The organism is Streptomyces sp. NPDC005706, assembly GCF_040631045.1.
Classification (GTDB): domain Bacteria; phylum Actinomycetota; class Actinomycetes; order Streptomycetales; family Streptomycetaceae; genus Streptomyces.
Map to the genome: position 1 here is coordinate 146,767 of NZ_JBEXYS010000003.1, position 26,023 is coordinate 172,789.

The 26,023-nt window shown below is 72.5% G+C and carries 21 protein-coding genes and 2 pseudogenes; 9 read left to right on the forward strand and 14 right to left on the reverse strand.

What is annotated here, in order from left to right:
• Positions 1 to 66: 66 nt before the first annotated feature.
• Positions 67 to 795 (forward strand): glycoside hydrolase family 75 protein, encoded by a 729-nt coding sequence (locus tag ABZ478_RS07205; protein WP_359546113.1) that lies wholly within the window; start codon positions 67 to 69, stop codon positions 793 to 795.
• 13 nt (positions 796 to 808) lie between these two features.
• Here ABZ478_RS07205 and ABZ478_RS07210 read toward each other — a convergent pair whose 3' ends face one another.
• The 4 genes from ABZ478_RS07210 to ABZ478_RS07225 all read right to left on the reverse strand — a co-directional run bounded on the left by ABZ478_RS07210 (position 809) and on the right by ABZ478_RS07225 (position 5,937).
• Positions 809 to 1,510 (reverse strand): SDR family oxidoreductase, encoded by a 702-nt coding sequence (locus ABZ478_RS07210; RefSeq protein WP_359546114.1) that lies wholly within the window; start codon positions 1,508 to 1,510, stop codon positions 809 to 811.
• Positions 1,511 to 1,600: 90 nt separating this feature from the next.
• Complete coding sequence (locus ABZ478_RS07215; protein WP_359546116.1) at positions 1,601 to 2,497, reverse strand: class I SAM-dependent methyltransferase; 897 nt, start codon at positions 2,495 to 2,497, stop codon at positions 1,601 to 1,603.
• A gap of 147 nt (positions 2,498 to 2,644) precedes the next feature.
• Positions 2,645 to 4,417: a glycoside hydrolase family 6 protein gene (locus ABZ478_RS07220; protein WP_359546118.1), complete on the reverse strand. Its 1,773-nt coding sequence runs from the start codon at positions 4,415 to 4,417 to the stop codon at positions 2,645 to 2,647.
• A gap of 29 nt (positions 4,418 to 4,446) precedes the next feature.
• Positions 4,447 to 5,937: a cellulase family glycosylhydrolase gene (locus tag ABZ478_RS07225; RefSeq protein ID WP_359546120.1), complete on the reverse strand. Its 1,491-nt coding sequence runs from the start codon at positions 5,935 to 5,937 to the stop codon at positions 4,447 to 4,449.
• Positions 5,938 to 6,200: 263 nt separating this feature from the next.
• Between ABZ478_RS07225 and ABZ478_RS07230 the strand changes: the two genes are divergently transcribed.
• From ABZ478_RS07230 to ABZ478_RS07245, 4 genes and pseudogenes are all read left to right on the forward strand, one after another.
• Positions 6,201 to 9,116 (forward strand): glycoside hydrolase family 48 protein, encoded by a 2,916-nt coding sequence (locus tag ABZ478_RS07230; protein WP_359546122.1) that lies wholly within the window; start codon positions 6,201 to 6,203, stop codon positions 9,114 to 9,116.
• Positions 9,117 to 9,259: 143 nt separating this feature from the next.
• Positions 9,260 to 9,627 (forward strand): annotated as a pseudogene (locus tag ABZ478_RS07235) (xyloglucanase); the annotation flags it as partial.
• 53 nt (positions 9,628 to 9,680) lie between these two features.
• On the forward strand, positions 9,681 to 9,788 hold the full coding sequence (locus ABZ478_RS07240) for a hypothetical protein (protein ID WP_359546734.1): 108 nt from the start codon (positions 9,681 to 9,683) through the stop codon (positions 9,786 to 9,788).
• A gap of 105 nt (positions 9,789 to 9,893) precedes the next feature.
• The gene (locus tag ABZ478_RS07245) at positions 9,894 to 10,628 is read left to right on the forward strand and encodes a ferritin-like domain-containing protein (RefSeq protein ID WP_359546124.1); all 735 of its coding nucleotides are present in this window, start codon (positions 9,894 to 9,896) and stop codon (positions 10,626 to 10,628) included.
• Positions 10,629 to 10,650: 22 nt separating this feature from the next.
• Here ABZ478_RS07245 and ABZ478_RS07250 read toward each other — a convergent pair.
• The 3 genes and pseudogenes from ABZ478_RS07250 to ABZ478_RS07260 form a co-directional block, all read right to left on the reverse strand.
• Positions 10,651 to 12,439: pseudogene (locus tag ABZ478_RS07250) on the reverse strand (rhamnogalacturonan lyase).
• A gap of 181 nt (positions 12,440 to 12,620) precedes the next feature.
• On the reverse strand, positions 12,621 to 13,370 hold the full coding sequence (locus ABZ478_RS07255) for a class I SAM-dependent methyltransferase (RefSeq protein ID WP_359546126.1): 750 nt from the start codon (positions 13,368 to 13,370) through the stop codon (positions 12,621 to 12,623).
• Positions 13,371 to 13,374: 4 nt separating this feature from the next.
• Positions 13,375 to 13,680: a 4a-hydroxytetrahydrobiopterin dehydratase gene (locus ABZ478_RS07260; protein WP_359546127.1), complete on the reverse strand. Its 306-nt coding sequence runs from the start codon at positions 13,678 to 13,680 to the stop codon at positions 13,375 to 13,377.
• A 236-nt stretch (positions 13,681 to 13,916) separates the two neighbouring features.
• On the opposite strand from ABZ478_RS07260, the gene ABZ478_RS07265 reads away from it, so the two are divergent.
• A complete protein-coding gene (locus tag ABZ478_RS07265) occupies positions 13,917 to 14,750 on the forward strand; it encodes a helix-turn-helix transcriptional regulator (protein ID WP_359546129.1) in 834 nt (277 codons plus the stop codon).
• Positions 14,751 to 14,846: 96 nt separating this feature from the next.
• Complete coding sequence (locus ABZ478_RS07270) at positions 14,847 to 15,710, forward strand: helix-turn-helix transcriptional regulator (RefSeq protein WP_359546131.1); 864 nt, start codon at positions 14,847 to 14,849, stop codon at positions 15,708 to 15,710.
• 15 nt (positions 15,711 to 15,725) lie between these two features.
• Here the strand turns inward: ABZ478_RS07270 and dnaK are convergent, their stop codons facing one another.
• From dnaK to ABZ478_RS07290, 4 genes are all read right to left on the reverse strand, one after another.
• Complete coding sequence (gene dnaK / locus ABZ478_RS07275) at positions 15,726 to 17,606, reverse strand: molecular chaperone DnaK (RefSeq protein WP_359546133.1); 1,881 nt, start codon at positions 17,604 to 17,606, stop codon at positions 15,726 to 15,728.
• Positions 17,607 to 17,784: 178 nt separating this feature from the next.
• The gene (locus ABZ478_RS07280; protein ID WP_358927860.1) at positions 17,785 to 18,210 is read right to left on the reverse strand and encodes an OsmC family protein; all 426 of its coding nucleotides are present in this window, start codon (positions 18,208 to 18,210) and stop codon (positions 17,785 to 17,787) included.
• A gap of 105 nt (positions 18,211 to 18,315) precedes the next feature.
• The gene (locus ABZ478_RS07285; RefSeq protein ID WP_359546135.1) at positions 18,316 to 20,394 is read right to left on the reverse strand and encodes a phage holin family protein; all 2,079 of its coding nucleotides are present in this window, start codon (positions 20,392 to 20,394) and stop codon (positions 18,316 to 18,318) included.
• Positions 20,395 to 20,513: 119 nt separating this feature from the next.
• Complete coding sequence (locus ABZ478_RS07290) at positions 20,514 to 20,945, reverse strand: hypothetical protein (RefSeq protein ID WP_359546137.1); 432 nt, start codon at positions 20,943 to 20,945, stop codon at positions 20,514 to 20,516.
• 84 nt (positions 20,946 to 21,029) lie between these two features.
• Between ABZ478_RS07290 and ABZ478_RS07295 the strand changes: the two genes are divergently transcribed.
• The gene (locus ABZ478_RS07295; RefSeq protein ID WP_359546736.1) at positions 21,030 to 21,803 is read left to right on the forward strand and encodes an MBL fold metallo-hydrolase; all 774 of its coding nucleotides are present in this window, start codon (positions 21,030 to 21,032) and stop codon (positions 21,801 to 21,803) included.
• Positions 21,800 to 22,444: a VTT domain-containing protein gene (locus ABZ478_RS07300; RefSeq protein WP_359546139.1), complete on the forward strand. Its 645-nt coding sequence runs from the start codon at positions 21,800 to 21,802 to the stop codon at positions 22,442 to 22,444. The genes ABZ478_RS07295 and ABZ478_RS07300 overlap by 4 nt, the downstream gene beginning before the upstream one ends.
• A 35-nt stretch (positions 22,445 to 22,479) precedes the next feature.
• Here the strand turns inward: ABZ478_RS07300 and ABZ478_RS07305 are convergent, their stop codons facing one another.
• The 3 genes from ABZ478_RS07305 to ABZ478_RS07315 all read right to left on the reverse strand — a co-directional run bounded on the left by ABZ478_RS07305 (position 22,480) and on the right by ABZ478_RS07315 (position 25,813).
• Positions 22,480 to 23,640 carry an MBL fold metallo-hydrolase gene (locus ABZ478_RS07305; RefSeq protein ID WP_359546141.1) on the reverse strand — a complete coding sequence of 387 codons (1,161 nt, stop codon included), beginning with the start codon at positions 23,638 to 23,640 and terminating at the stop codon, positions 22,480 to 22,482.
• On the reverse strand, positions 23,637 to 24,893 hold the full coding sequence (locus ABZ478_RS07310) for an aminotransferase class I/II-fold pyridoxal phosphate-dependent enzyme (protein WP_359546143.1): 1,257 nt from the start codon (positions 24,891 to 24,893) through the stop codon (positions 23,637 to 23,639). Before ABZ478_RS07310 ends, ABZ478_RS07305 begins: the two co-directional genes overlap by 4 nt.
• A gap of 233 nt (positions 24,894 to 25,126) precedes the next feature.
• Positions 25,127 to 25,813: a hypothetical protein gene (locus tag ABZ478_RS07315; protein WP_359546145.1), complete on the reverse strand. Its 687-nt coding sequence runs from the start codon at positions 25,811 to 25,813 to the stop codon at positions 25,127 to 25,129.
• Positions 25,814 to 26,023: the final 210 nt, after the last annotated feature.

Sequence of the window (26,023 nt, forward strand, 5' to 3'; positions counted from 1 at the left end):
CATGCGCATGCGCGACCTTGTATGGACCCGGTAAGGAAACTTTCCTAACAGAAGGGTCCCCCCACAGTGCGCCTGCGTTCACTGACCCTCGTCGCGGCCTCCGGGGCCGCTCTCCTCGCCGCCGGAGTGCTTCCCGCCCACGCCTCCGGCCCCACCCCCGTCGACCCGGACGGCACCGGCCCCGGCGCCCCGCCGGCCTCCGTCCAGGAGGGCACGGTCAGCGCGGCCGACCTGCTCGCGAAGGTGACGTCCTGTTCCCAGATCTCGAACGGCAAGTACCGCACCGACGAGGAGGCCTCGGCGACGGTCCCGGTGTGCGGCAAGAACGGCGCGGTGTTCTGGAAGGCCGACATGGACATCGACTGCGACGGGCAGCGGACCACCAACTGCAACGAGGACCGCGATCCCTGGTACCAGGACGACACCGCGTTCCACCAGTCCGACGGCAAGCCCCTGAAGGCCGAAACCCTGCCCTATGTGGTCGTCCCCAGCTCCAGCAGCGTCTGGAACTACTCCGGCGCCGGCATCAAGGGCGGCGGCGTGGTCGCCGTCGTCTACAACGGCAAGGTCGAGTACGCCGTCGTCGGGGACACCGGCCCCACGGCGATCATCGGCGAGGCGTCGTACGCCACCGCCAAGGCGCTCGGCATCGACCCCGACCCGGCCACCGGCGGGGTCGACTCCGGCGTGACGTACATCCTGTTCAAGAACTCCAAGGTCTCCCCCATCGAGAGCCACAGCGCGGCCGTCTCCCTCGGTGACCAGCTGGCCAGGCAGTTCCTGCAGAACAACTGAGCGTCACGGTAAGTCAGTTGGGCTGCCCCAGCGGACGTACGACGACGGTGTTGACGTCGACCCCGGCCGGCTGCCGGATCGCCCAGACGATGGAGCCGGCGATCTGCTCCGCGGTCAGCAGACGCCCCGGGGGCAGGCTGCCGTAGCTGTCCCAGAAGGGCGTCTCGACCCGGCCGGGGGCGACCAGCGTGACCCCGATGCCGAACTCCGTGACCTGGCGCCGGGTGTTCTCGGCGAGCCCGGTGACCGCCCACTTGGTGGCGCCGTAGAGGTTGCCGGGCGTGGGCACGAAACCGGCGACGCTGCCGACGAGGACGATCCGGCCGCCGGTCTCCTTCAGCGCGTCGACGGAGGCGCGGATGAGGAGGGCGGGGCCGAGGACGTTGGTGAGGACCATCTCGGTCCAGCCGGCCGGGTCACCGTCGGCGACGGAGTCATGAGTGGCGAAGCCGGCGTTGGAGACGACCGTGTCCAGCCGGCCGAACTCCTCGACCGTGCGGTCGACCGCGCCGCGCACGTCGTCGTAGGAGGCCGCGTCGCCGGCGACCGTCAGCAGCCCGGCGGGGTCGCCCAGGCTTTCGGCGAAGTCCCGCAGCTTCCGCTCGCCCCGCCCGGTGACGGTGACCCGGTGCCCGGCGTCCAGCAACTGCCGGGCCACCGCGGCGCCGATGCCGCTGCCACCGCCGGTTATGAGCGCGACCGGAGAGTCGTTCATGGTTTCCCCCTGGGATGTCGGTGAACACGGGGAGTCCATCACTTGGAGCGCTCTCCAGGTCAAGTCCCGTCACCGCGGGGCGTGCCGGGGCTACACGGGCCGGACCGCGCGGTGCACCGTGTGGGCCGCCAGGACGAACACGTCCGGGCGGTGGTGGACGCTGCGGTCGTCGGCCGGGTCGAGGAGGCGGTCGAGGGTGGCCCGGTCGTCGGCGTCGAGGGCGTCCGCGTGGATGTCACGGCTCCTGGTCAGGACGTCGACGACATGGGCGCGGACCCGGTCCGGCACCGGGGCCGGCAGGTCGAGCAGGAAGCTGCGGGTGCCGGTGTGCTTCAGACCGGCGGCGGCCAGCAGGGCGGGCCAGTCCTCGGTCTCGGCGACGGCGCCCGGCAGTTCGGCCCGCATGGTGGCGAACCGGTTCTGCTGCACGACGTCGAGACGTGCCTGCAGTCCGGGGCGGCCGAAGCCGATGTCGCGGGGCAGGTAGCGGGGGGCCAGGCCGCCCTCGAGGATGGCCAGGGTGCCGCCGGGCGCGAGCCGTTCCGCGAACGCGGTGAGCGCGGCCCGCTGGTCGCCGAGGTGGTGCACGCTGCGGCTCGCCCACAGCAGGTCCGCCGGGTACTCCAGGTCCCGCAGCACGCCGGGCAGCTCACCGGCGAGGGTGCCGAAGCGGTCGCCGTAGCCGAGACGGGCGGCGCGGGCCCGGGCGTGCTCCAGCAGCGGCTCGGAGCTGTCGGCGGCGATCACCCGGGCGCCGGGGAAGGTCTCCGCGAAGAGGCCGGAGAGCACCCCGGGCCCGCTGCCCGCGTCGACCACGAGGCCGGGTTCGGTCACCTCCTTGCTCAGCCAGGCCAGCGCCCGGGAGTACGCCGGTGTGGACACCTGGGCCTCCGTCTCCAGCATCGCGGCCATCGCACCCCAGTCGACGTCTCCGCCGTGGTGGTGGCCCTGGTGCGGGTGGTGGTGGCTGTGGTGTTCGTGAGCCATGGGTTCGGCCTCCTGGGCGCTCTCGTCCGGATGCGGACAGCCTGCGCCGGGACGCGGGGCCGGGGCCAGTTCTGTTGCCGGTGCCGCAAAAAGGGATCCGCCGGGTCGCGGCCGGTGAGGGCCGCGCCCCGGCGGACGCTCAGCCGGTCAGGAGAGCGGCGGGTAGGCGTTCTGCATCAGCTGCTGGAACTGGGCGGAGAACCAGTGCCCGGACAGCGGCGCGTTCGGCAAGGCGCCGGAGAGGCTGTTGCCGTTGCGGGCGTTGCCCGTGTAGGTCGGGTCGCACATGCGGTCGAAGCCCTTGCCCTCGTCGTTGCTGACGGCGGAGCTGGCGCCGTCGGACTCCCCCGGCGGCTTGACCCAGACGTAGGCGTCGATGCCGGCGGCAGGAGCCGCGGTGGGCCGCTCGCCGAGTCCTGCCCCGCTCTGGTTGCACCAGTTGCCGGCGTGGATGCGCCGGTCGATCCGGCTGCCGTTGACGTAGTCGTCCACGGAGGTCAGCGGGCCGGACTTGGTGGGCCGGGCGGTGCCGCCCCAGCCGTTGCGTGAGGTGTCGATCAGCATCCCGAGGCCGGAGTTGAACCCGGACGCGACCAGCTTGTCCCGCAGCGCCTGCGCGAACGACTGCTCGTCGACGTACTGGTTCCAGTCCACCCACTTCGACTGGCGCACGGTCTGGCCGTTCACCGAGTCGGTGACCTTGAAGTACGGCTCCTTGGTGGCGCTGTAGTTGGCGGTGTTGACGATGAACCCGGCCACGTCGTTCACGCCGGCGCCGTTGCTGGTGGCGACCTTGTAGAACTCCTGGACCGTGGGACCGAGGTTGGAGTCCCAGCCGAGCCAGGCGTGGTGGCCGGCGTCGATGTAGTTGTAGACGTTCGCGATGGCGCCCAGCTTGTCGAGGGCGTAGCTGACGCCCTTCTCGTAGTTGCCGTTGGCCTTCATGGTCGCGCAGGCGTCGGTGCTGCCCGCGGTACCACCCGCGTTGGTGACCAGGTTGGGCAGCGAGTCGGGCTCGATGACCGTGGCGATCCGCAGACCCGCGTACTTCGAGTCGGACAGGATGGAGGCGATCGGGTCGATGTACTGGCTCTTGTACTTGTCGAGGTCGTTCGGCCCGAGTTCACCGTTGGAGGCCAGGGCGGAGCAGTCACGGCCCGGCAGGTCGTAGATGACCAGCTGCACGACGAGGTCGCCGGAGCCCTTCTGCTTCAGGGCCGCGTCCAGATGGGCGCGCAGGCCCATGCCGCCGTTCACCCCGTTGATGGCGGCGATCCGGTCCAGCCAGACGGCGGTGGGCTGGTTGGAGATGCGGCTGCCGCCCGGTTCGGCGGCGGCGAGGGCGGACCACTCGGGGTTCACGTACCCCTTGGCCCCGGTGTAGGGGTTGTCGACGCGGCTGCCGGTGCCGCCGCCCGTGTCGCCGCCGGTGCCACCTCCTGTGTCGCCACCCGTGCCCCCGCCGGTGTCGCCGCCGGTTCCGCCACCCGAGCTGCCGCCGTCGTCGACGTTGCAGGTGACCCCGTCGAGAGTGAAGGTCGCCGGCACGGCGTTGGTGCCGCTGTAGGTGCCCTGAAAGCCGAAGCTGACGGAACCGCCGTTGACGAGCGCACCGTTGTAGCTCTCATTGGCGGCGGTGACGGCGGCACCGCTCTGGGTGACCTTCGCGTTCCACGCACTGGTGACCTTCTGGTTGCCGGCGTACGACCATTTCACCGACCAGCCCGACTTGGCGGCCCCGTTGTTGGTGACGGTGACGTTGGCGGTGAAGCCGGTGTCCCATTGGTTCTGTATCTGGTAGGCGACGGTGCACGGGACCGAGGTGGCCGCGGCGCCGGCCGGTCCGGCGACGAGCGCCGTCCCGGAGGCGACGGCGACCAGCGCCAGGGCGGCGAGCAGCGAGGTTCTGGTAGGACTCATGAGTGCGGGTTCCTTCTTCCGTGGTGCCGTTACGGGTTGAGGGCGCGCAGGTGGTCGCGCAGGCCGGCGCCGTACGCGGTGGGTGTGCCGTCGTAGCCGGAGATCAGGGACGGTCCGGAGGAGCAGTCCCAGGTGTTCCAGGTCCAGCCGAGGTAGGACAGGTTCCGGTCGTCGAACCACTTCATGACCTGGTCGGTGAAGGCGTGCGAGCAGGTGTTCTCCCCGATCTCACCGGCGATCAGCGGCACCTGGGCCGCGACCGGGGCGAGGGTGGAGTTCCAGCAGCTCTCGCTCGCGCAGGTGTTGAAGTTGTACACGTGGTACGCGGCGGCGAGATTGCCCGCCGGGTCGTCGGGCCTGTGGGTCAGCCACTGGCTGAGGTCGTTGGAGTAGGCGAGCCCGCCGGCCAGGATGACGTTCTTCGCGCCGGCGCCCCGGATGCTGTCCACCATGTCCTGCATTCCGGCCACCTCGTAGGAGATGCCGGGGCAGGTGCCGCCGTCCCGCCAGCACTTCCAGGCGTCCGTGGTGCCGGCGGTCGCCCGGTCCGGGTACGGCTCGTTGAACAGGTCGAACACGGCCGCCTTGTCGTCCTTGAAGGTACTGGCGACCGAGGCCCAGAAGGACGGTGCGTAACTCATGTCGGGCATCGGCTTCTGGCAGGTGGCGTGCACGTCGGAGCAGCCCGCCGAGTTGCCGGTGTACTGACCGTAGGACCAGTGCATCTCGACGATCGGCGTCATGCCGTGCGCCTCGACGCGGGCCACCAGGTCCTTGACGGCGTTGATGTAGTTGGCGCCGCCGTACTCGGGCTTGACGTCGGAAAGGCCCAGCCAGCACTCCTCGTTGAGCGGGATGCGGACCGCGTCGGCCTTCCAGTCGGCGATCGCCTTGATCGCCGCGTCGTCCACCGGACCGTCCCAGATGCCGTAGCCCTGCACGCACATGAACTCGCCGCCGGAGCGGTTCACGCCGAGCAGTCTGCGGGTCCTGCCGGCCGCGTCCACCAGCTTGTTGCCCGCGACGTGCAGGGCGGGCGCGGTGCCGTCGGACGGCGGTGGATCGGTCGGGGGCGGATCGGTCGGCGGGGGTGTGGTCGGTTCGGAGTCCACGTTGCAGGTGGTGCCGTTGAGCTCGAACGCCGTCGGCACGGCGTTGCCGCCGGACCAGGAGGCCAGGAACCCGGCGCTGACGCTCGCGCCGGAGCCTAGGCCGCCGTTCCAGCTCTCGTTGGACGCGGTCACGGTGGTGCCGGACTGGGACCACTTGGCGTTCCAGCCCTGGGTGACCTTCTGGCCGGCCGCGAAGTCGAAGGTGAGCTTCCAACTGCTCGTCGCGGCCTGATTGTTCGTGATCTTCACGGAGCCCTGGAAGCCGTTGTCCCACTGCCCGGTGACGGCGTACTCCACCGTGCACGCGGGTGTGGCTCCCTCGGCCGTGACCACCGGGACGAGCACGCCGCCGAGCAGCGCGGTCGCGCCGACGATGGCTAAAAGTACTGAACGCGGGGGGTGTCGCATGAGCGACTCCTTGCAGTTTGGCGCGCCGTGACGGACGCGTCGACTGAATGGAATCGCTCCCACTGGTGCGAAGGAAGTTAGCGGCAAGTGACGTGATTGCACAGAGGAGTTGAGGAATTTTTCCGCCGGAGATCTGTCGAATCATTTCGACTCTTCAAGCACCTTGACCGCTCACGGGCCCGTCCCCACTATGGGAGCGCTCCCACTGGTTCAAGCCTTGACATCCCCCCTCGAGCCGCAAGCCGCAAGGAGGAACCAGCACCATGGATCCCGGACGCAAGAGCAGAGCCGCGCGGCGATGGTGGACCGCCGCCCTCGCGGCGCTCGCACTGCCCCTGACGATGCTCGCCACCGGCACCACAGCCGCGCACGCGGCGGGCGTCCAGTGCAGCGTCGACTACAAGACCAACGACTGGGGCTCCGGTTTCACCGCCGACCTCACCCTCACCAACCGCGGCACGTCCGCGATCGACGGCTGGACCCTGACCTACGGCTACTCGGGCAACCAGAAGCTGAGCAACGGCTGGAACGGCAGCTGGTCCCAGTCCGGCCAGACGGTCACCGTGAAGAACGCCTCGTACAACGGCACCATCGCCGCCGGGGCCGCGGTCTCCACGGGCGCCCAGTTCACTTACAGCGGGACCAACACGGCGCCCGTCTCCTTCGCGGTCAACGGCACCACCTGCGCCGGCGCGCACCAGCCGCCGGTCACCGTGCTGACCAGTCCCACCGCGGGCGCTACCTACTCGCAGGGGACCGCGGTGCCGCTCGCCGCGACCGCCGCGGCGGCCGACAACGCGACGATCGCCAAGGTGGAGTTCTACGACGACACCACGCTGCTGGGCACGGACACCAGCGCGCCGTACTCGCTCTCGGCGTCAAGCTTGACCGTGGGCAGTCATTCGCTGGTGGCGAAGGCGTACGACAGCCTCGGCGCGTCCGCCGAGTCCACGCCGGTCGGCATCACGGTCGCCTCGGGGCCGGCCGTCGTCGCCTCGCCCACGCAACTCGGCGTCCAGCAGGGCAGGACGGGCACCTTCGACGTGAAGCTCTCCACGCAGCCGAGCGCGAACGTGACGGTGGGCGTCGCCCGCACGGACGGCAACACGGGTCTGTCGGTCAGCGGCGGTTCCTCGCTGACCTTCACGCCGGCCAACTGGAACACGGCGCAGAAGGTGACCGTCACCGCCGACTCCTCCGGCACCGGCAGCGCCACCTTCACCGCCTCGGCGACCGGCCACAGCAAGGCGACGGTCACCGTGACGGAGCTGGCCGCGTCGAAGGCGTACGACGCCCGGTTCCTGGACCTGTACGGGAAGATCACCAATCCGGCGAACGGCTACTTCTCCCCCGAGGGCATCCCGTACCACTCGGTGGAGACGCTGATCGTCGAGGCGCCCGACTACGGTCACGAGACCACGTCCGAGGCCTACAGCTACCTTCTCTGGCTGCAGGCCATGTACGGGAAGGTGACCGGCGACTGGTCCAAGTTCAACGGTGCCTGGGAGATCATGGAGAAGTACATGATCCCCACGCACGCCGACCAGCCGACGAACTCCTTCTACAACGCCTCGAAGCCGGCCACGTACGCGCCCGAGCAGGACACCCCGAACGAGTACCCGGCGAAGCTCGACACGGGCGTGTCGGTGGGCCCGGACCCGATCGCCGGTGAGCTGAAGAGCGCGTACGGCACGGACGACGTGTACGGCATGCACTGGATCCAGGACGTCGACAACGTCTACGGCTACGGCGACGAGCCCGGCAAGTGCGAGGCCGGACCGACGGCCACCGGACCGTCGTACATCAACACCTTCCAGCGCGGCCCGCAGGAGTCCGTCTGGGAGACGGTCCCGCAGCCGACCTGCGACGCCTTCAAGTACGGCGGCACCAACGGCTATCTGGACCTGTTCACCGGCGACTCCTCCTACGCCAAGCAGTGGAAGTACACGGACGCCCCGGACGCGGACGCGCGCGCGGTGCAGGCCGCCTACTGGGCCGACGTGTGGGCGAAGGCGCAGGGCAAGGGCGGTGACGTCTCCGTGACCGTCGCCAAGGCCGCGAAGATGGGCGACTATCTGCGGTACGCGATGTACGACAAGTACTTCAAGAAGATCGGCAACTGCGTCGGTCCGTCCGCCTGCGCGGCCGGCACCGGCAAGGACGCCTCGCACTACCTGCTGTCCTGGTACTACGCCTGGGGCGGTGCCGCCGACACCAGCGCGGGCTGGGCCTGGCGGATCGGCTCCAGCCATGTGCACGGCGGCTACCAGAACCCGCTCGCCGCGTACGCCCTGAGCAACTACGCCGACCTGAAGCCGAAGTCGGCGACGGGCGCGGCCGACTGGGGCAAGTCGCTCTCCCGGCAGCTCGAGTTCTACCAATGGCTGCAGTCGTCCGAGGGCGCGATCGCGGGCGGCGCGACCAACAGCTGGCAGGGCCGGTACGCCACCCCGCCGGCGGGCACGCCGACGTTCTACGGCATGTACTACGACTGGCAGCCGGTCTACCACGACCCGCCGTCCAACCAGTGGTTCGGTTTCCAGGCGTGGTCGATGGAACGGGTCGCCGAGTACTACCAGCAGACCGGCGACGCGAAGGCCAAGGCGGTCCTCGACAAGTGGGTCAAGTGGGCGCTGTCCAAGACCACGGTCAACCCGGACGGCACCTACCGGATCCCCTCCACCCTCCAGTGGACCGGTCAGCCCGACACGTGGAACGCGCCGAGCCCCGGCACCAACAGCGGACTCCATGTGACGGTCGCCGACTACACCGACGACGTCGGCGTGGCGGCCGCGTACGCCAAGACGCTCACCTACTACGCCGCCAAGTCCGGTGACACGGCGGCGAAGTCGACGGCGAAGGCGCTGCTGGACGGCATGTGGGGCAACTACCAGGACAGCCTCGGCATCGCCGTCCCCGAGACCCGCAGCGACTACAGCCGGTTCAGCGACAGCGTGTACGTGCCGAGCGGCTGGAGCGGCAAGATGCCGAACGGCGACACCGTCAACTCGTCCTCGACGTTCTCCTCGATCCGGTCCTTCTACAAGAACGACCCGGCCTGGTCGAAGATCGAGGCCTACCTCAAGGGCGGCGCCGCGCCCGTCTTCACGTACCACCGTTTCTGGGCCGAGGCGGACATCGCCCTGGCCATGGGCTCGTACGCGGAGCTGCTCGAATAGGTCCCCGCTGATGCTCCGCGTGCACGGCCCCGTCACAGGACGACGGGGCCACCGGGCCGGGCGGTCCCCCTTCGCGAAAGGGGGCCGCCCGGCCGTCACATTCCCAGGTCCTGCACCCCCTCCCCCGCGAGAGGACCCCCACCGTGCGCAGAACCCGCATCCTCACGGCCGTGCTGGCGCCGGCCGCAGGCCTGCTCGCCGGCACTCCGCCCGCACTGGCCGCCGCCACCCCGAAGACGGCACTCGCCGCGGACACGTACACCTGGAGCAACGCCCGGATCGACGGGGGCGGTTTCGTCCCCGGGATCGTGTTCAACCGGTCCGAGAGGAACCTGGTCTACGCCCGTACCGACATCGGCGGCGCCTACCGCCGGCAGCAGTCGACGAAGACCTGGACCCCGCTGCTGGACTCGGTCGGCTGGGACGACTGGGGCACACGGGCGTGGTCGGCCTGGCCTCGGACGCCGTGGACCCGGACAGGGTCTACGCGGCCGTCGGCACCTACACCAACGGACCCAGTCGGGCACCTCGGTGACCGCGAGGAACGTGAGCTGGAACGGCACGGTGGCGGCGGGCTCGTCGGTGAGCTTCGGCTTCACCGGAAGCTGGTCGGGGACCAACACGGAACCGGCGTCGTTCAAGCTGGGTGACCAGAGTTGCACGGTGACCTGACGGGACCGGCGCCACCCGCCCGAGGACGGCGATGCAACGTTTCGCCGTCCCCGGGCGTCGTCCCTGTCCAGGGCACGACGGTCGTGTCCGGGGAGGAGAGACCGGGTGCGAGGGGACGAGTTCGCCAAGTGGGTACGGGATTTCGAGGACGAGCGGGAGCGCCGGGCCGCCCAGGGTGACCCCGACTGGGGGCGGGGCGCGACACTGCATCCCGCTGTGTGGGCCGGTATCCAGCGCTTCCAGGTCGGGGAGGACGGCGACGGCGCCAACCTCGTGGCGAAGGCCGACCAGGCGGGCGACGCCGACTACGCGCGGGCGGTCCGGCTGTTCGTCGCCGAGGAGCAGAACCACGCCAGGATGCTCGCCCGCCTGCTGGCCGCGGGCGGGATGCCGCTGCTGAGCGGCCACTGGAGCGACACGGTCTTCGTACGGCTGCGGCGGCTGATGGGCCTGCGCCTCGAACTGCTGGTGCTGATGATCGCCGAGGTGGTGGCACTGCGGTACTACCGCGCGCTGCGCGACGGCGCCGGGGACCCGCTGACCTCGGAGGTGGCGGGCCGCGTCCTCGCCGACGAGGAACGCCATGTGCCCTTCCACTGCGCCCGGCTGCACGCCTCCTTCATGGAGCTGCCCCGCGTCGTACGCCGCCCGGTGCTGGCCGGGTGGCGGCTGCTGCTGCTCGCGGTCTGCGCCGTCGTCGCCGTCGACCACGGCCGGGCCCTGCGCCGGCTCGGCGTCACACGCCGGCGCTTCCTGGCCGACGTCATGGCCTTGTCCGGCCCGGTGGTCGGCGGGATCCTGACCCCGCGGCCCGACGCCTGGTCGGGCCACAGGGGCTGACGGCCCCTGGCACGCCGGACGGTCAGCGCGTGTACACGCTCGGCCTCGGGGCCGTGGGCATGCCGGCGCCGATGAGGAAGCTCGGGTGCGGGGGCTGGTTGTAGGCGGTGTTCTGCCAGGCCAGGGCCGTGCGGTACTGGGTGTCGTGGAGCAGGGTGGTGATCCTGGTCGTCGTGTCGAAGGGGGTTGAGTAGATCCGCAGGGCCGGGCCGTGTTGTCCGTGGTCGGCCAGACGACCTCCTCGCGCCAGTCGCCGAGGATGTCGCCGGACAGGGACGGGGTCGCCTTCGTGCCGTTGTTCGAGTGGACCCCGGAACCGGTCAGCAGGCGGGTGTCGGACGAGGTGCCGTACTTGTCGATGCGGGTGGAGTCCAGGAGTTCCCGGACGGTGTCGCCGTCCCACCAGGACAGGAAGTTGGTGCTCGACGGCTTGCGGCTCGCCACCACCGTGCCCTTGGGGCCGCGGATGCCGCTCTCGGCCGACGACCAGGACTCGGCGCCCGCGCTGCCGGACCAGATGTCGCCGGAGACACCGCGGCCGTTGTCCCCGTTGGCGGGGGTGGACCACAGGACCTGGCCGGTGCGCGCGTCGGCCATCCAGGAGGACGGCTTGGAGGAGTCCTCGTCGACCTTGAACTCCTCCAGGCCGGCCCGGGACGGGTCGAGGTCGCCCACGTGCATCGCGTCGCCGTGGCCGTTCTTCGTGGTCCACAGGGCGTTTCCGTCGTCGTCGACGGCCATCGAGCCGTAGACGATCTCGTCCCTGCCGTCGCCGTCGACGTCCGCGACGGACAACTGGTGATTGCCCTGGCCGTCGTAGCCCTTGCCGCTGTTGGTGGAGGAGCTGGTGTCGAAGGTCCAGCGGCGGGTGAACCGGCCGTCCCGCCAGTCCCACGCCGCGATCACCGTGCGGGTGTAGTAGCCGCGCGCCGTGATCAGGGAGGGGCGGGCACCGTCGAGGTAGGCGGTGCCGGCCAGGAAGCGGTCGACGCGGTTGCCGTAGGAGTCGCCCCAGGAGGAGACCGTGCCGCGGGCCGGGACGTAGTCGACGGACTGCATCGCCCTGCCGGTCCGCCCGTCGAACATGGTCAGGTACTCGGGGCCGGCCAGCACGTAGCCGCTGGAGTTGCTTGGTGCCGTCGGCGGTCTTCATGGCCACCTCGGCCCTGCCGTCGCCGTCGTAGTCGTACACCTGGAACTGGGTGTAGTGCGCCCCGGAGCGGATGTTACGGCTCAGGCCGACGCGCCACAGCCGGGTGCCGTCGAGCTTCACGCCGTCGACGAAGGTGTCGCCGGTGTATCCGGACTGGGAGTTGTCCTTGGCGTTGGTGGGCTGCCACTTGAGGACGAACTCGAGCTGCCCGTCGCCGTCGAGGTCGCCCACGGAGGCGTCGTTGGCCTCGTAGGTGTACGCGACGCCGTCGGGGGTGGTGCCGCCGGCGGGCGGGCTGACGGGGACGTCCTTGTAGCCGGAGCGGAACTGGATCGCGTGCTCGGAGTCGGCCTGTTCGGTTCCGTTCACGATCGCGCGGACGGTGTAGTCGGCCTGGGCGGGGGCGCCGGCGTGGAAGAACGTGGTGGAGCCGGTGACCGGGAGCCGCGTTGACCTTGGTGCCGGCGCGGTACACGTTGAAGGAGACGTTGTCGGGGTCGGTGCCCAGCCAGCGCCAGCCGACCAGGTTGCCGCTGTCGGTGTGGACGCTGACCACGCCCAGGTCGAGCTTCTCGACCTGCCGTGCGGTGGCCGCCTGCGCGGAGCCGGTCGACAGTGCGGTCAGGCCGGCGCCGATCAGGGCGGCCGTGGCGGTCACGGCGGCGAGGGCGGCACCGCGGCTTCTGCGGTGGGGGTGCGGGTGCTTCACGGGGGCGTACCTCCCGGGTGGGCGGACGGGTTCGCCTCTCAGTCGCCGCCGCGCGCGCGGGAGTTGCCGCCCGCTCGGGAGTGGGCGCCCGCTCGGGAGTTGCCGCCCGCTCGGGAGTGGCCGCCCGGAGTCAGGTGGCGGGCGGCTTGCGGAAGGCGCGCAGCGAGAACACCGGGTCCGGGCGGCGGCGGTCCTGGTCCGGCAGGCGGGCGAGCCGGGCGGCGAACTCCTCGGTGCGGGGGTCGTCCGGGGGCAGCAGGGTGAACCAGCCACGCCTGAGGTCCGTCACGGTGGTACGCGGGCTGCGGCCCTGGCCGAGGCCGGGGAAGGCCGCCCGCCCGGCCGGGACGAGTCCCTCGGCGGCGGCGTACCCGGTGACGGCGTCCGCGGCGTCCTGGGCGGGGCGGCGGGGGCGGGTGACGAGGACGGCGTCGATGTCGCTGCCGACGTCGTGCGCCTCGGCCTTGTCGACGGTGGTGACCCAGACCCCGCCGGGCCTGAGGACCCGCGCGCACTCGGCGACGACCGCTCGCACGTCGCCGGGGCCGGACAGCAGGTGCAGCAGCCAGACGCCGGTGACCGCGTCGAAGGTGGCGTCGGCGAAGGGCAGGCGGCGGCAGTCGGTCCGCACGACGGTGCCGGGCAGGCGGCGGGCCGCCCGGCGGGCCATGGCGGTGGAGAGGTCGGCGCCCGTCACCCGCAGCCCGGACCGGGCGGCGGCGAGGCGCCGGGTGACGATGCCGGTGCCGCAGGCGAGGTCCAGGAGCCGGCCCGGCCGGTCGGGTATCAGGCCGAGGACGGCCCCGGCCGCCGCCTCGGCGCGCGGTTCGCCGCCGCGCGAGGCGTCGTAGGCGTCCGCTTCCTCGTCGTAGTCGAGCACATCGTCAGTGTGTTCCGTGGCCGGGTGCGATGTCCTCCACCCTGCGGGCGAGGTCGAAGTCCTTCTCCGTGACGACGCCGCCGGCGCTGTGCGTGTTCACGCTCAGGTGGACGGTGTTGTAGCCGAGGGTGAGGTCGGAGTGGTGGTCGAGCTCGTCCTGGATCCCGGCGATGTGCACGACCAGTGCCGTCGCCGCGAAGTGCGAGGCCAGCCGGTAGGAGCGGGTGAGCCGGTCGCCGTCCAGCGACCAGCCGGGCAGCTCGGCCAGCCGGTCCTCGATCTCCTTCTGCGACAGCGGTTCCACGGCCATGGACGGTCTCCCTCCGGAGGGTGCGGGTACGCGTTCAGCCTGCCACGTCCGCCCGTCCGTGCACCCGGTCCGGTGCGCCGCGCACTCCGTTCGGCCGCGCGGGCACTCCGTTCGGCTCCCTGCCACTCCCCCCTGAACCCGCCCTCCCCCTGGACCTGCCCCTCCCCCTGGCCGGGCGGGGCCGGCTTCCTGACGGGACGCGTCATCGGGCGCGCCGCTCGGCTACGGTCGACGGCATGACCATTGTCGCGACCGGTTCCGCCGCCTCCGCCGCCACGAACGCCGACAAGGGCCAGGCGGGCCGGCTGCTGCGCTCCTGGCGGGAGCGGCGCCGGGTGTCCCAGCTCGAACTGGCGCTGCGCGCCGACTCCTCCGCCCGGCACATCAGTTTCATCGAGACCGGCCGGTCCCGGCCCAGCGAAGAGATGGTGCTGCGGCTGGCGGAGCACCTCCAGGTGCCGGTGCGGGAGCGCAACGCGCTGCTGCTGGCGGCCGGTTACGCCCCGCGCTACCCGGAGACCCCGCTGGACGACCCGGCGCTCGACGCGCTGCGCGACGGCATGGAACGGCTCATCCAGGGTTACGAGCCCTACCCGGCGCTGGTGGTCGACGCCGGGTACACGGTGGTCGCCGCCAACCGGGGCATCGCCCTGCTGCTGGAGGGAGTTGCCGAGGAGTTGATGACGCCGGCGCCGAACGCGATGCGGCTGACCCTGCACCCCGACGGCCTCGCGCCGCGCATCCGCAATCTGCGCGAGTGGCGCGGGCATCTGCTGGCGCAGATGGAGCGGCAGATCGCCCTGGACCGCTCGGACCAGCTACGGGCTCTGTACGAGGAGGTCGCCGGGTACCCGGTGCCCGAGGACGCGCCCGGTGACGAACCGGCCGGGCCGGTGCCGTACTTCGCGCTGCCGCTGCGCATCGAGCACGACGGGCGCATCCTGTCGTTCGTGTCGTCGATCTCCACCTTCAACACGCCGATGGACGTCACGGTCGCCGAACTCGCCATCGAGACCTTCCTGCCCGCCGACCCGGCGACGGGCAAGTACCTGCACACACTGGCCGGTTGACGCCTCCGCCCGGCGCCGGATCCGCTCGACCGCGTGTGTGACGAGGGCGCGCGTGACAGACTGCCGCCGTACTTCGGGCCGGGGGGAGGACGGGCTGTGAGCGAGCGGCGGGCGGCTCCCACCGTGGGTCAGGTGGTGCTGGGCAAGCGGTTGCAGGAACTGCGGGAGGCGGCCGGGCTCAGCCGCGAGGAGGCCGCCCGGGTGCTCCGGGTGGCGTCGGCGACCGTACGGCGGATGGAGATGGCCGAGGTCGCGCTGAAGATCCCTTACGTGCAGGTGCTGCTGGCCACCTACGGGGCGGCCGGGGAGGAGCAGGCCGCGTTCGTCCGGCTGGCCGAGGAGGCCAACCAGCCGGGCTGGTGGCAGCGGTTCCACGATGTGCTGCCGGACTGGTTCAGTCTGTACGTGAGCCTGGAGGGCGCCGCCCGGATCGTCCGCTCCTACGAGCCGCACTTCGTGCCCGGCCTGCTGCAGACCGAGGCGTACGCGCGCGCGGTGCTGGAGGCCGGGACGATCGGGCAGACCGGACCGGAGACGATAGAACGGCATGTCTCGCTGCGCATGGCGCGGCAGCGGCTGCTGGAGCGGGAGGACCCGCCCCACCTGTGGGTGATCATGGACGAGACGGTGCTGCGGCGCCCGGTGAGCGTCGACGCCGCGGTGATGCGCGACCAGCTCGACCGGCTGCTGGAGTACGCCGGCCGGGACCGGGTCACCCTCCAGCTCGCCGAGTTCGCGGCCGGCCCGCACCCGGGGACCTACGCGCCGTTCACGCTGTTCCGGTTCGCCGAACCGGAGCTGCCCGACATGGTGTTCACCGAGTATCTGACCGGCGCCCTGTATCTGGACTCCCGCCAGGAGGTCTCCACGCATCTGGAGGTCCTGGACCACATGACCGCGCGGGCCTCCTCCGCGCGGCGCACCCGGCAACTGCTGCGGGAGTACCGCGAGGCCCTGTGACGCCCGGCCGCCGGCTCAGGCCGCGCCGCCCTTCGTGTCCCGCTCGTCGTCGACGATCTCCGCGTCCACCACACCGTCGTCCTCCCCGGACGCGCTCCGCTCACCGGCGGAACCCGCCGAATCGGTGGCACCGGCCGAACCGGCGGAGGCGGCGGCATACATGGCCTGGCCCATCCGCTGGCTGACCGTGGCGAGTTTCTCGACTCCCGCGCGCAGGGCCGCCGTCTCGGCGTTCTCGGCGAGCAGGGTCTTCAGCCCGGTCACCGCCTCCTCGACCTCGGTGCGGGTCTCGGCGGGCACGCGGTCCGTGTTGTCCTGGAGGAACCGCTCGGTCTGGTAGACGAGTTGCTCGGCCTGGTTGCGGGTCTCGGCGGTCTCCCGGCGTTTGCGGTCCTCCTCGGCGTACTCCTCGGCCTCCCGCATCATGCGGTCGATGTCGTCCTTGGGCAGGGCCGAACCGCCGGTGACGGTCATCTTCTGCTCCCGGCCGGTGGCGAGGTCCTTCGCAGAGACGTGCATGATCCCGTTGGCGTCGATGTCGAACGCGACCTCCACCTGCGGGACCCCGCGCGGCGCGGGCGGCAGTCCGGTGAGGTCGAAGACGCCCAGCTTCTTGTTGTACGCGGCGATCTCGCGTTCACCCTGGTAGACCTGGATGCCGACCGAGGGCTGGTTGTCGGTGGCGGTGGTGAAGATCTCCGAACGGCGGGTCGGGATCGTGGTGTTGCGCTCGATCATCTTCGTCATGATGCCGCCCTTGGTCTCGATGCCCAGGGACAGCGGGGTGACGTCCAGCAGCAGGACGTCCTTGACGTCGCCGCGCAGGACGCCCGCCTGGAGCGCGGCGCCGACCGCGACGACCTCGTCGGGGTTGACACCCTTGTGCGGGTCCTTGCCGGTGAGTTCCTTCACCAGACCGGTGACGGCGGGCATCCGGGTGGAGCCGCCGACCAGGATGACGTGGTCGATCGCGGACAGTTGCACGCCCGCGTCCGCGACCGCCTGGTGGAAGGGCTTCTTGCAGCGGTCCAGCAGATCCTCGGTCAGCTCCTGGAACTGGGCGCGCGTCAGCGTCTCCTCCAGGTGCAGCGGGCCCTCGGCGGAGGCGGTGATGTAGGGCAGGTTGATCGAGGTCTCCGAGGACGAGGACAGTTCGATCTTGGCCTTCTCCGCGGCCTCCCGCAGCCGTTGCACGGCCATCTTGTCGGCCCCGAGGTCGATGCCGTTGTGCCCCTTGAACCGTTTGACGAGGTACTCGACGATCCGCTGGTCCCAGTCGTCACCGCCGAGGTGGGTGTCGCCGTTGGTGGCCTTCACCTCGATGACGCCGTCGCCGATGTCCAGCAGGGACACGTCGAAGGTGCCGCCGCCGAGGTCGAAGACGAGCACGGTCTGCTCCTCGCCGCGGTCCAGGCCGTAGGCGAGGGCGGCGGCCGTCGGCTCGTTGATGATCCGCAGCACCTTCAGGCCGGCGATCTCCCCGGCCTCCTTGGTCGCCTGGCGCTGGGTGTCGTCGAAGTAGGCGGGTACGGTGATCACCGCGTCCGTGACGTCCTCGCCGAGGTAGGCCTCGGCGTCCCGCTTCAGCTTCTGCAGCACCCGCGCGGACAGTTCCTGCGCGCGCAGCCGGCTGCCGTCGACGGAGCCCTGCTCCGGGAAGCGCCAGTGCGCGTCCCCCATGTGCCGCTTCACCGAGCGGGCGGTGCGCTCCACGTTGGTGACGGCCTGCCGCTTGGCCACCTCGCCGACCAGTACGTCGCCGTTCTTCGCGAACGCCACCACCGATGGGGTGGTGCGCGCGCCCTCCGCGTTGGCGACGACGGCCGGCTCGCCGCCCTCCAGGACGGCCACCACCGAGTTCGTCGTCCCGAGATCGATCCCGACCGCACGTGTCATGGTCCGTCCCCTTCCGCCAGGTGGTTCCGCCAGGAGGTTCCGCCGGGACGCATCCGCGAGGACGCCTGCCGCCCTCCCAGCACAGAACGCGGGTGCGCGCTTGTCAATGCACGGGTGCCCAGGAAACGTCGATGCCGCGCACCCGGTGGGCGCGCGGCATCGACGGGGCGTACGGGCGTCAGGCCAGCTCGGCCGTCAGGGTGATGGTCGTACCGGTCAGGGCCTGGCTGACCGGGCAGTTCTTCTTGGCGTCCTCGGCCGCGGAGCGGAAGCCGTCCTCGTCCACGCCCGGCACCTCGCCGCGGACGGTGAGGTGGATGCCGGTGATGCCCTCGCCGGGCTGGAAGGTGACGTCGGCCTTGGTCTCCAGACGGGTGGGCGGAGTACCGGCGCCGGCCAGGCCGTGCGAGAGGGCCATGGAGAAGCAGCTGGAGTGGGCGGCGGCGATCAGCTCCTCGGGGCTGGTCCTGCCGTTCGCCTGCTCGGCGCGCGACGGCCACGACACCGGCTGCTGGCCGATGCCGGAGGAGTCGAAGGTGACGACGCCGTTGCCCTCGAGCAGGTTGCCTTCCCAGACGGTGTGTGCGGTGCGCGTGGTTGCCACGGCTCTTCCTTTCCATGGGGGTCCGAGTTGTTCGTGTACCGCGTCCCATCCGATCACACTCGGGGGCGCCGCACCCCGCGGACGCACCCCGCGGACACCGCCTACCTAGGCGGCCCGTTCCTCCTCGGCCCGCGTGGTGAGCGGCACCTGCGGGCCGTCCACCTCCAGCAGCCAGCGCCGCAGTACGCGGTGCACGTGCTCGGCTCCGGCCGGCTCCTCGCCGTCGGCGGCCGGCGCGGACAGGGTGAGCGGGGAGAGCAGGAAGGGCCGGGACTGGGCGCCGCCGAGGCCGCCGTGGGAGCCGATCTGCTCCTCGAAGGCGAGGACTTCGCCGTCGGCGGGGTCGTGGAAGGAGTTGACCATGATGTCGGCGGTGTGCGGGAAGGAGTGGGTGCGGCGTACGGCGTCCGCGGCGCCCGGGCCGAAGCCGGCCAGCGGGCCGGGCTCCTCGTCCAGACGGGCCAGCGGGATCTCGGTGCCGTACGGGCCGAGCACCAGGCCGTCGTGCTCCTCGCTGCGCACCAGCAGGAAGCCGATGCCGGGGTGGTTGGCGAGGGTGGTGAGCAGGCCGGGGTGGCGGGCGTCGATCTCCTCCCGGCTCATGCGGTGCGGCACGTCCGGGAACGACACCAGGCCCAGGTTTCCCGAGGCCAGTACGACGGGTTCGGTGCCCCGGGCCGGGCGGTGCCCGTCGCCGTTGGCCTCCTCGGGCCTGCCCAGGGCGGCCCGGACCGCGGCGCGGGCCTCGGCGCCGCTGCGGGTCCGCTCGGCGTGGCGCGGCACGGGCAGTCCGCAGCCGGCCCGGACCAGGTCGCCGAGGGTGAGGCCGTAGCGGGAGCGGAAGGTCTCGCCCGGGCTCTGGCCGTGGTCGGACAGGACGACGACGCGGTAGGGGCGCGGCGCGTGCTCGGCGGCCTTCGCGATGAGGGCGAGGGACCGGTCGAGCCGCTGCAGCACCTTCTCGGCGTCCCGGCCGCGCGGCCCGGAGTGGTGGGCGACCTCGTCGTAGGCGACGAGGTCGGCGTAGACGGCGGTGCGGCCGGCGAGCATGTCGCCGAGCACGGCGGCGACCACGACGTCGCGCTCGACGACGGTGGCGAAGGCCCGCACGAAGGGGTAGAGGCCGCCGCGGCCGACCCGGGGCCGCTGCTTGCGGACGCGGGCCCGGGTGGACTGGACGATCTCGCGGACCACCTCGGCGACGAAGGACAGGGCCGTGCGCACGGCGTTGGCGGGGTCGGAGAAGTAGGCGAAGTAGCCGGCGCGGGAACGGTTCTCCCGGCCCCGGCGGCGGATGGCGATGGACAGGACGAGGGCCTGTTCGCCGGCGCCGCCGCTGAACAGGTTGCCGCGGCTGGCGCCGTCCACGGCGAGCAGTCCCCCGTCGCCCGTGCGCTTCACGGCACGGCGCTGGAGTTCCGCGGCGCTGGTCGGGCGGTTGCACACCATCACCTCGCCGCGCTCCTTCTCGTACCAGCGGAAGGCGGGCACGTCGAAGGTGCTGCCGTGCAGGATGCCGAGCTGGCTGGCGCCGGTCTGGCTGGACCAGTCGGTGCGCCAGGGGGTGAGCCGGTGGGTGGGCCGCATGCCGTCGGCGGTCGCCAGCCAGCCGGCGACGGTCGGCATCAGGCCCCTGCGGACGGCGTCGGTGAGCACGTCGTGGCCGACTCCGTCGAGCTGGACGCAGACCAGGCCGGGGGTGTCCGCGCAGGGCGGCCCGGCTCTTCGGCGGCGGTCGGCGAGGCGCAGCAGACGGCGGCGGTAGGCGTCGTCGTCGCGTACGGCGAGGGCCGCGCCGGTGGCCGAGGCCACGGCGGACATCACGGCGGCCACCACGACGGCGGTCTCCGGGGCGGCCTCGGGACGGCCGGAGGGGTTGAGGCGCAGGGCGAGCAGCAGCAGCGAGCCGTTGAGGAAGAAGACCAGCAGGCCGAGGACGAGGGCGGGCACGAGCAGCAGCAGCCGTACCAGGAGCGGCCACACCAGAACGGAGAGCAGACCGAAGGCGCCGGCGCCGCAGGCGGCGGTGATGGCTATGTGGGTGGCGCTGTCGCCGTCGGGGGACTGGAGCCTGAAGTCGGGCAGCAGTCCGGCGAGCACGAGCATGGTGAGCGTGGAGACCGCCCACACCGTGGCGCTCCGTCCGATCTGACTGGCCGCCCTCCGCCACCGCACGTCCCGCACACCTCACGTCCCGCCCCGCTCGACCGACCGACCGGGCCCCGGCTCCCACCTTGTCACACCGGGCCGGGCGCTTCCGGACGGGGCGCCGCACCGCGAGAACGGTGCCGGCGCCGGTGCCGTCAGCGTCCGTCGTAGCCGGCCGTCGGCATCGACAGCCTGCGGTGCACCCGTGCCTTCATCTGCGCGTCGTACGACGGCTCGGCCCGCCCCACCGTCTCCACGCGCACCCCGCGCCGCGCGCACTCGGCGGTGAACTCCTCCACGGAGGACAGGGCGCGCTCCAGTACGCGCCTGCTGGGCGCGACGAACACGTCCACCCCGGACCGCACTCCGTCCCACAGCGCGCAATGGTCGAAACGCAGCCCGCCGACGAGAAGTTCCCGCGCGACGACGTAGCCGCGTTCCGCGGCCCAGCGGGCGCACATCGCGTACTGGCTGCGCGAGTCCACCAGGAAGGGGTCGGCCTCCAGTTCCTCCAGAGGCGTCAGGCTCGCGATGGCGGTGACCCGCACCGGCGCGAGCCCGCCGGAGGCACCCCGTAACTGTCCCATGGCGTCCCCCTCACCTCCGGGTTTCGCCAGCGACCCTACTCCTGCCCGTAGGCTTCGGGGAGTCGCGTGAAGGAGGCGAAGGAGGTGCCGGTGGAGATCACCTGGTGGGGGCACGCCACCTGCACACTCGAGGACGCGAACATACGCGTGATCACCGATCCGCTGTTCGCCACCCGGCTCGCGCATCTGCGCCGCCGCCGGGGCGCGGTGCCGCCCGCCGAGGCCCGCCGCGCGGACCTGGCGCTGGTGTCCCATCTGCACGCCGACCACCTGCATCCGCCCTCGCTGGCCGCCCTCCCCCCGGGCACGCGCCTGCTCGTGCCCCGGGGCGCACCACGGGCGGTACCCGCACTGCGCCGGCTGCGGCGGCTGCGGATCACCGAGGTGGCGCCCGGCGACGAGGTGCGGATCGGAGACCTGCTGGTCCGGGTGGTCCCGGCGCGGCACGACGGGCGCCGGCTGCCGGTCGGCCCGCACCGCTCGCCGGCGCTCGGATACGTCCTCACGGGCGAGGCACGGACCTACTTCGCCGGGGACACCGGGCTGTTCGACGACATGGCCGAGCAGGTGGGGCCGGTGGACACGGCGCTGCTGCCGGTGGGCGGCTGGGGCCCCTTCCTCGGGCCGGGGCACCTGGACGCGGGGCGGGCGGCGCAGGCGCTGGCCCGGCTGGCGCCCCGTGCCGCGGTGCCGGTGCACTACGGGACGTACTGGCCGATCGGCATGGACGCCGTGCGCCCGCACGAATTCCACGCGCCGGGTGACGAGTTCGTGCGCCTGGCGGCCGCGGCCGCGCCGGAGGTGACGGTGCACAAGCTGGGGCACGGCGAGCGGGTGCGGCCGGAGGTCGCACGGTGAGATGGCTGCCGGACGCGGTGACACTGGCCGCCGCGTCGGCACGGTCCGTGCCGCCGGAGTCGACGCAGCAGGCGCTCGGCTATCCGTCACTGTTCCTGCTCGTGCTGATCGGGGCGCTGGTCCCGGTGGTGCCGACCGGTGCCCTGGTGAGCACGGCGGCGGTGGTGGCGTTCCATCAGACGGCGCCGTTCTCGCTGCTGCTGGTGTTCGTCACGGCCTCCACGGCGGCCTTCCTGGGGGACGCGACGCTGTACTGGCTGGGGCGGCGCGGGCTGCGGTCGAAGAACGGCTCGCGCTGGCTGGAGGCGATCCGGTCGCGGGCGCCGGAGGAGCGACTGGAGCAGGCGCAGGAGAAGCTGGCCGGGCACGGGGTCGCGGTGCTCGTGCTGTCCCGGCTCGTGCCCGCGGGGCGCATACCGGTGATGCTGGCCTGTCTGCTGGCCGAGTGGCCGCTGCGGCGGTTCTCCCGGGGCAACCTGCCGGCCTGTCTGGCCTGGGCGCTGACGTACCAGGTGATCGGCATCCTGGGTGGCTCCCTGTTCCCGGAGCCCTGGGAGGGGGTGGCCGCGGCGGTGGCGCTGACCGTGCTGGTCAGTGCCATGCCGAGTGCCGTGCGGCGCCTTCGGGGGATCGAGCGGTAGCTTCGAGCGGGCGACGGCTGCGGGGAGCCCCCGGTTCACTCGAGCACGCGCGAGCCTCCCACCGGGAGGTCCCACAGGTCCTCGCGCTCCAGGCCCGCCTTCTCCCAGGCCGTGCGCACCCGGGTCAGCGGCTCCAGGACCGGCTCGGCCGACAGCACGAACGTGCCCCAGTGCATCGGGGCCATTCTGCGCGCCCCCACGTCCAGGGTGGCCCGTACCGCCTCCTCCGGGTCGCAGTGGACGTCGCTGAGCCACCAGCGGGGGTCGTAGGCGCCGATGGGCATGAGCGCGAGGTCGATCCCCGGGTAGCGGCGGCCTATGCGGGAGAACCAGTGGCCGTAGCCGGTGTCCCCGGCGAAGTAGAGGCGCTGTCCGTCCGGGTCGGTGAGGACCCAGCCGCCCCAGAGGCTGTGGCAGGTGTCGGTGAGGGTGCGCTTGGACCAGTGGTGGGCGGGCACGAAGTCGAAGCGGACGCCGGACAGTTCGGCGCCCTCCCACCAGTCCAGCTCGGTGACGCGGGTGAACCGGCGCCGCTGGAACCAGCGGCCGAGGCCGGCGGGTACGAACACCGGGGTGTCGCGCGGGAGCCGGCTCAGGGTGGGGGCGTCCAGGTGGTCGTAGTGGTTGTGGCTGATGACGACCGCGTCGACGCCCCGCAAATTCTCCCAGGGGACGCCGACGGGGGTGATGCGGGCCGGGGTGCCCAGGATGCGGCGGGACCAGACGGGGTCGGTGAGGACGGTCAGTCCGCCGGCCCGGACGATCCAGCTCGCGTGTCCCGCCCAGGTGACGGCGATGGTGCCGGTGCCCACGGTCGGCAGCGGGCCGGGGGCGTACGGGACCCGCGGGATGCCGGCGAGGCCCGCCGGGCCCGGGCGTACGGCGCCCTCGCGGGCGAAGCGGGCGAGGGCCTTGAGGCCGGGCAGGGGGGCGGTGAGCCGGTCGTGGAAGGTACGTGGCCACACCCGGTGCTCGCCCAGCGGGCGGGGCTCGGCGAGCGGCGGGAACGGGGGCGCGAGGGCGGCCCGGGGCGTGCGGACGCCGGCCGCGCCGTCCTCCGGGTCCGGCGTGGGCGTGGAGGCCGGCGTGGGCGTGGAGGCCGGCGTGGGCGTGGAGGCCGGCGTGGTCGTGGAGGTCGTGGAGGTCGTCAGGGACGTCGTGGCGGTGGACCCGGGCTCATGCGTCTGCTGCGTCATCGAGGAGGCTCCCGTCGCTGAGCGTCGTCGCGGAGGCCGTCGAAGGCCGACCTCAAGGAGATCAACGCGCGGTGCACGTGTGGCAGTTCCAACGGTGAGGGTGACGTGAGGGATTCCGTGCGTTCCTCGTCCGTGCCGCCCAGCAGGGGCCCCGTGGCGAGCCGTACCCGCAGCTCCCCGAGGCCGTCGCCGAAGCGGTGGCCGCCGGGCGCGGGCATGCCGAGCCGGGCGGTGAGGAAGTCCTCGAGTTCCTGCGCGTCCGTCACGCCCTGGCGGGCGAGCGCCCCGTCCAGCGGCCCGAGGTCGGCGTACAGGTGGCGACCGGCCTGCGGCGGCCGGGCGAGCGCGCCGGACGCGACGACCGCGGAGTGCGCGGCGGCGGCCACGCGCGCGTGCAGGCGTACGGCGGCCTCGCGGCGCTCGGCGACGGGCGTGGGCTCGTCGAGGGCGTATCCGGCGACGGCGGCGACGGGCGCGGCGACCCGCGCGTCGAGGGCGGTGAGGATGTCGAGTACGCGCGCGTGGAGCCGCTCCCCCGCCGCTCCGGACGGCACGCGGGCGACGGCGGCGGGCCAGCCGGGCGGCAGCAGGGTGCCGGCCAGGTCGGTGACCACGGTGACCCGGTCGGGCAGCATCTCGGCGGGGCTGAGCAGGACGGTCCCGTGCGGGTCGTGCAGGGTGTCGCGCCAGGTCTCGTCGCTGACCAGGTGCAGTCCCTCGGCGACGGCGGCCTCGACGGTCTCGTGCAGCAGTTCGGGCGGGGCGACGGTGGCGGTGGGGTCGTCGGCCACGGACAGCACCAGCAGCCGGGGGGCGCCGCCCTCGGCGCGGACCCGGCGCACGGTCTCCAGCAGGGCGTACGGGTCGGGGACGCCGCCGCTCTCGGCCGGGGTCGGCACATGGAACACGGGCCTGCCGAGCAGCCGGGCGTAGGGCGCCCACCAGGCGGCGCAGGGGCGGGGCACCAGCACGTCGCCGCCGTCCCCGGCGAGCGCGGCGGTCACGGCGAGCAGCAGGGCGGGGGCGCCGGGCCCCGCGGCCACCCGGTCCGGGACGCAGGACAGTCCGCGCCGGGTCCAGTAGCCGCAGGCCGCCTCCAGCAGGGCGGGGGAACCGCCGACCGGCTGGGCCTCGGCCCGGCCCGCGGCGGCGGCGAGGACGGCGGCGAGTTCCGGCAGGACGGGCAGACCGTCGCCGGGCAGCGGGGGCCCGTAGCGGACGGGGCCGTGTCCCTCCGGGTCCGTCCGCCGCATGTCCGCCTCCGCGCTGTCATGGTCCGTCCGCCGTCCCACCAGGTGGGTGCTTCCCTCCGCACGCCGTCACCACTGGTCTCCCCGCGGCTCCCGCGGCTTCGGTGGTGCGGGCTGTGCGGCTGGTGCGTCCGGTGCCCACGGATGGTGCCCTCGGGTAGGTGTGTACCCGCCGGGCGGCCCGCCATGGCCGGTGATCGCGGCCGGTCCCGGCACCGTGCCGGACCGGACCGGCGTCAGCCGCCCGTGGTCCGTCGGCGGCCGAGCAGCCGGTAGCCCGCTCCGGCGCAGGCGGCGGCGATCAGCACACCGCCGGCGACCAGGGCGGGGACCGAGTCGTCGAAGGTGCCTCCCCGTCCCGCCTCCACCCCGTGCTCCATGGGCGCGGGCGTGCAGTCGTCGTCCCCGCCGGACGCGCGGCAGCCGTCACCGCCGCCGCCCTCGCAGGAATCGCCCTCCTCACATCCCTGTCCCTGACCTTGGCTCTGGTTCTGGTTCTGGTTCTGCCCCGGGCTCTGGCTCTGGCTCTGCCCCTGCCCCGCCCCCTGCTCCTGTCCCTGCCACAGCCCGTCTCCCTCGTCCTGCCCCTGTTGCTGGTCCAACTGCTCCTGTCCCTCCCCCTGGGTGTCCCCCTGCTCCTCCCCCTCCCCCGGTTCCTGCGTCTGCCCCAACCCCTGCTGCGGCGCCGGGGTTTGCCGCCCCTGTCCCGAAGCGCACACGCCGCCGGGGACGGCACCCGTGCCGGTGCCGCCGTCGCAGGGCACGGGCACCGTCACCGGACCGGGCACGGTGGCCGGGGACTCGGGCACCACGGCGCCGGGGCTCTCCACGGCGCCGGGGTCCGCGGACGCGACGGGCCCGGGCATGACGAGCGCGGCGCCGGCCAGGACGGCGACGGACAGGGCACGGGCGGTGCGTCGCATGGGAAAGGCTCCTCGGCGAAACGACGGTCGACGGTCGGCGGGGCACGGCTGGTGCCCTCCACTGCCATGAGAGCCCGCCGGGCGCCGTACCGCGCGCGGCCGGACCCCATTCGCGGGACACGGACCGCCGGGCGGGTGACACCGCCCCGACGCACCCCGATCCCCCGGCCCGGCAGGTTTTCCGCACCCGCTGCAGGTCACTCGGCAGGT

Excerpts from the sequence above, each read along its gene's own strand:
- ABZ478_RS07210 (WP_359546114.1), bottom strand. The coding sequence starts at position 1,510 with ATGAACGACTCTCCGGTCGCGCTCATAACCGGCGGTGGCAGCGGCATC.
- ABZ478_RS07215 (WP_359546116.1), bottom strand. The coding sequence starts at position 2,497 with ATGGCTCACGAACACCACAGCCACCACCACCCGCACCAGGGCCACCAC.
- ABZ478_RS07220 (WP_359546118.1), bottom strand. The coding sequence starts at position 4,417 with ATGAGTCCTACCAGAACCTCGCTGCTCGCCGCCCTGGCGCTGGTCGCC.
- ABZ478_RS07225 (WP_359546120.1), bottom strand. The coding sequence starts at position 5,937 with ATGCGACACCCCCCGCGTTCAGTACTTTTAGCCATCGTCGGCGCGACC.
- ABZ478_RS07230 (WP_359546122.1), top strand. The coding sequence starts at position 6,201 with ATGGATCCCGGACGCAAGAGCAGAGCCGCGCGGCGATGGTGGACCGCC.
- ABZ478_RS07260 (WP_359546127.1), bottom strand. The coding sequence starts at position 13,680 with ATGGCCGTGGAACCGCTGTCGCAGAAGGAGATCGAGGACCGGCTGGCC.
- ABZ478_RS07265 (WP_359546129.1), top strand. The coding sequence starts at position 13,917 with ATGACCATTGTCGCGACCGGTTCCGCCGCCTCCGCCGCCACGAACGCC.
- dnaK (WP_359546133.1), bottom strand. The coding sequence starts at position 17,606 with ATGACACGTGCGGTCGGGATCGATCTCGGGACGACGAACTCGGTGGTG.
- ABZ478_RS07290 (WP_359546137.1), bottom strand. The coding sequence starts at position 20,945 with ATGGGACAGTTACGGGGTGCCTCCGGCGGGCTCGCGCCGGTGCGGGTC.
- ABZ478_RS07305 (WP_359546141.1), bottom strand. The coding sequence starts at position 23,640 with ATGACGCAGCAGACGCATGAGCCCGGGTCCACCGCCACGACGTCCCTG.
- ABZ478_RS07310 (WP_359546143.1), bottom strand. The coding sequence starts at position 24,893 with ATGCGGCGGACGGACCCGGAGGGACACGGCCCCGTCCGCTACGGGCCC.
- ABZ478_RS07315 (WP_359546145.1), bottom strand. The coding sequence starts at position 25,813 with ATGCGACGCACCGCCCGTGCCCTGTCCGTCGCCGTCCTGGCCGGCGCC.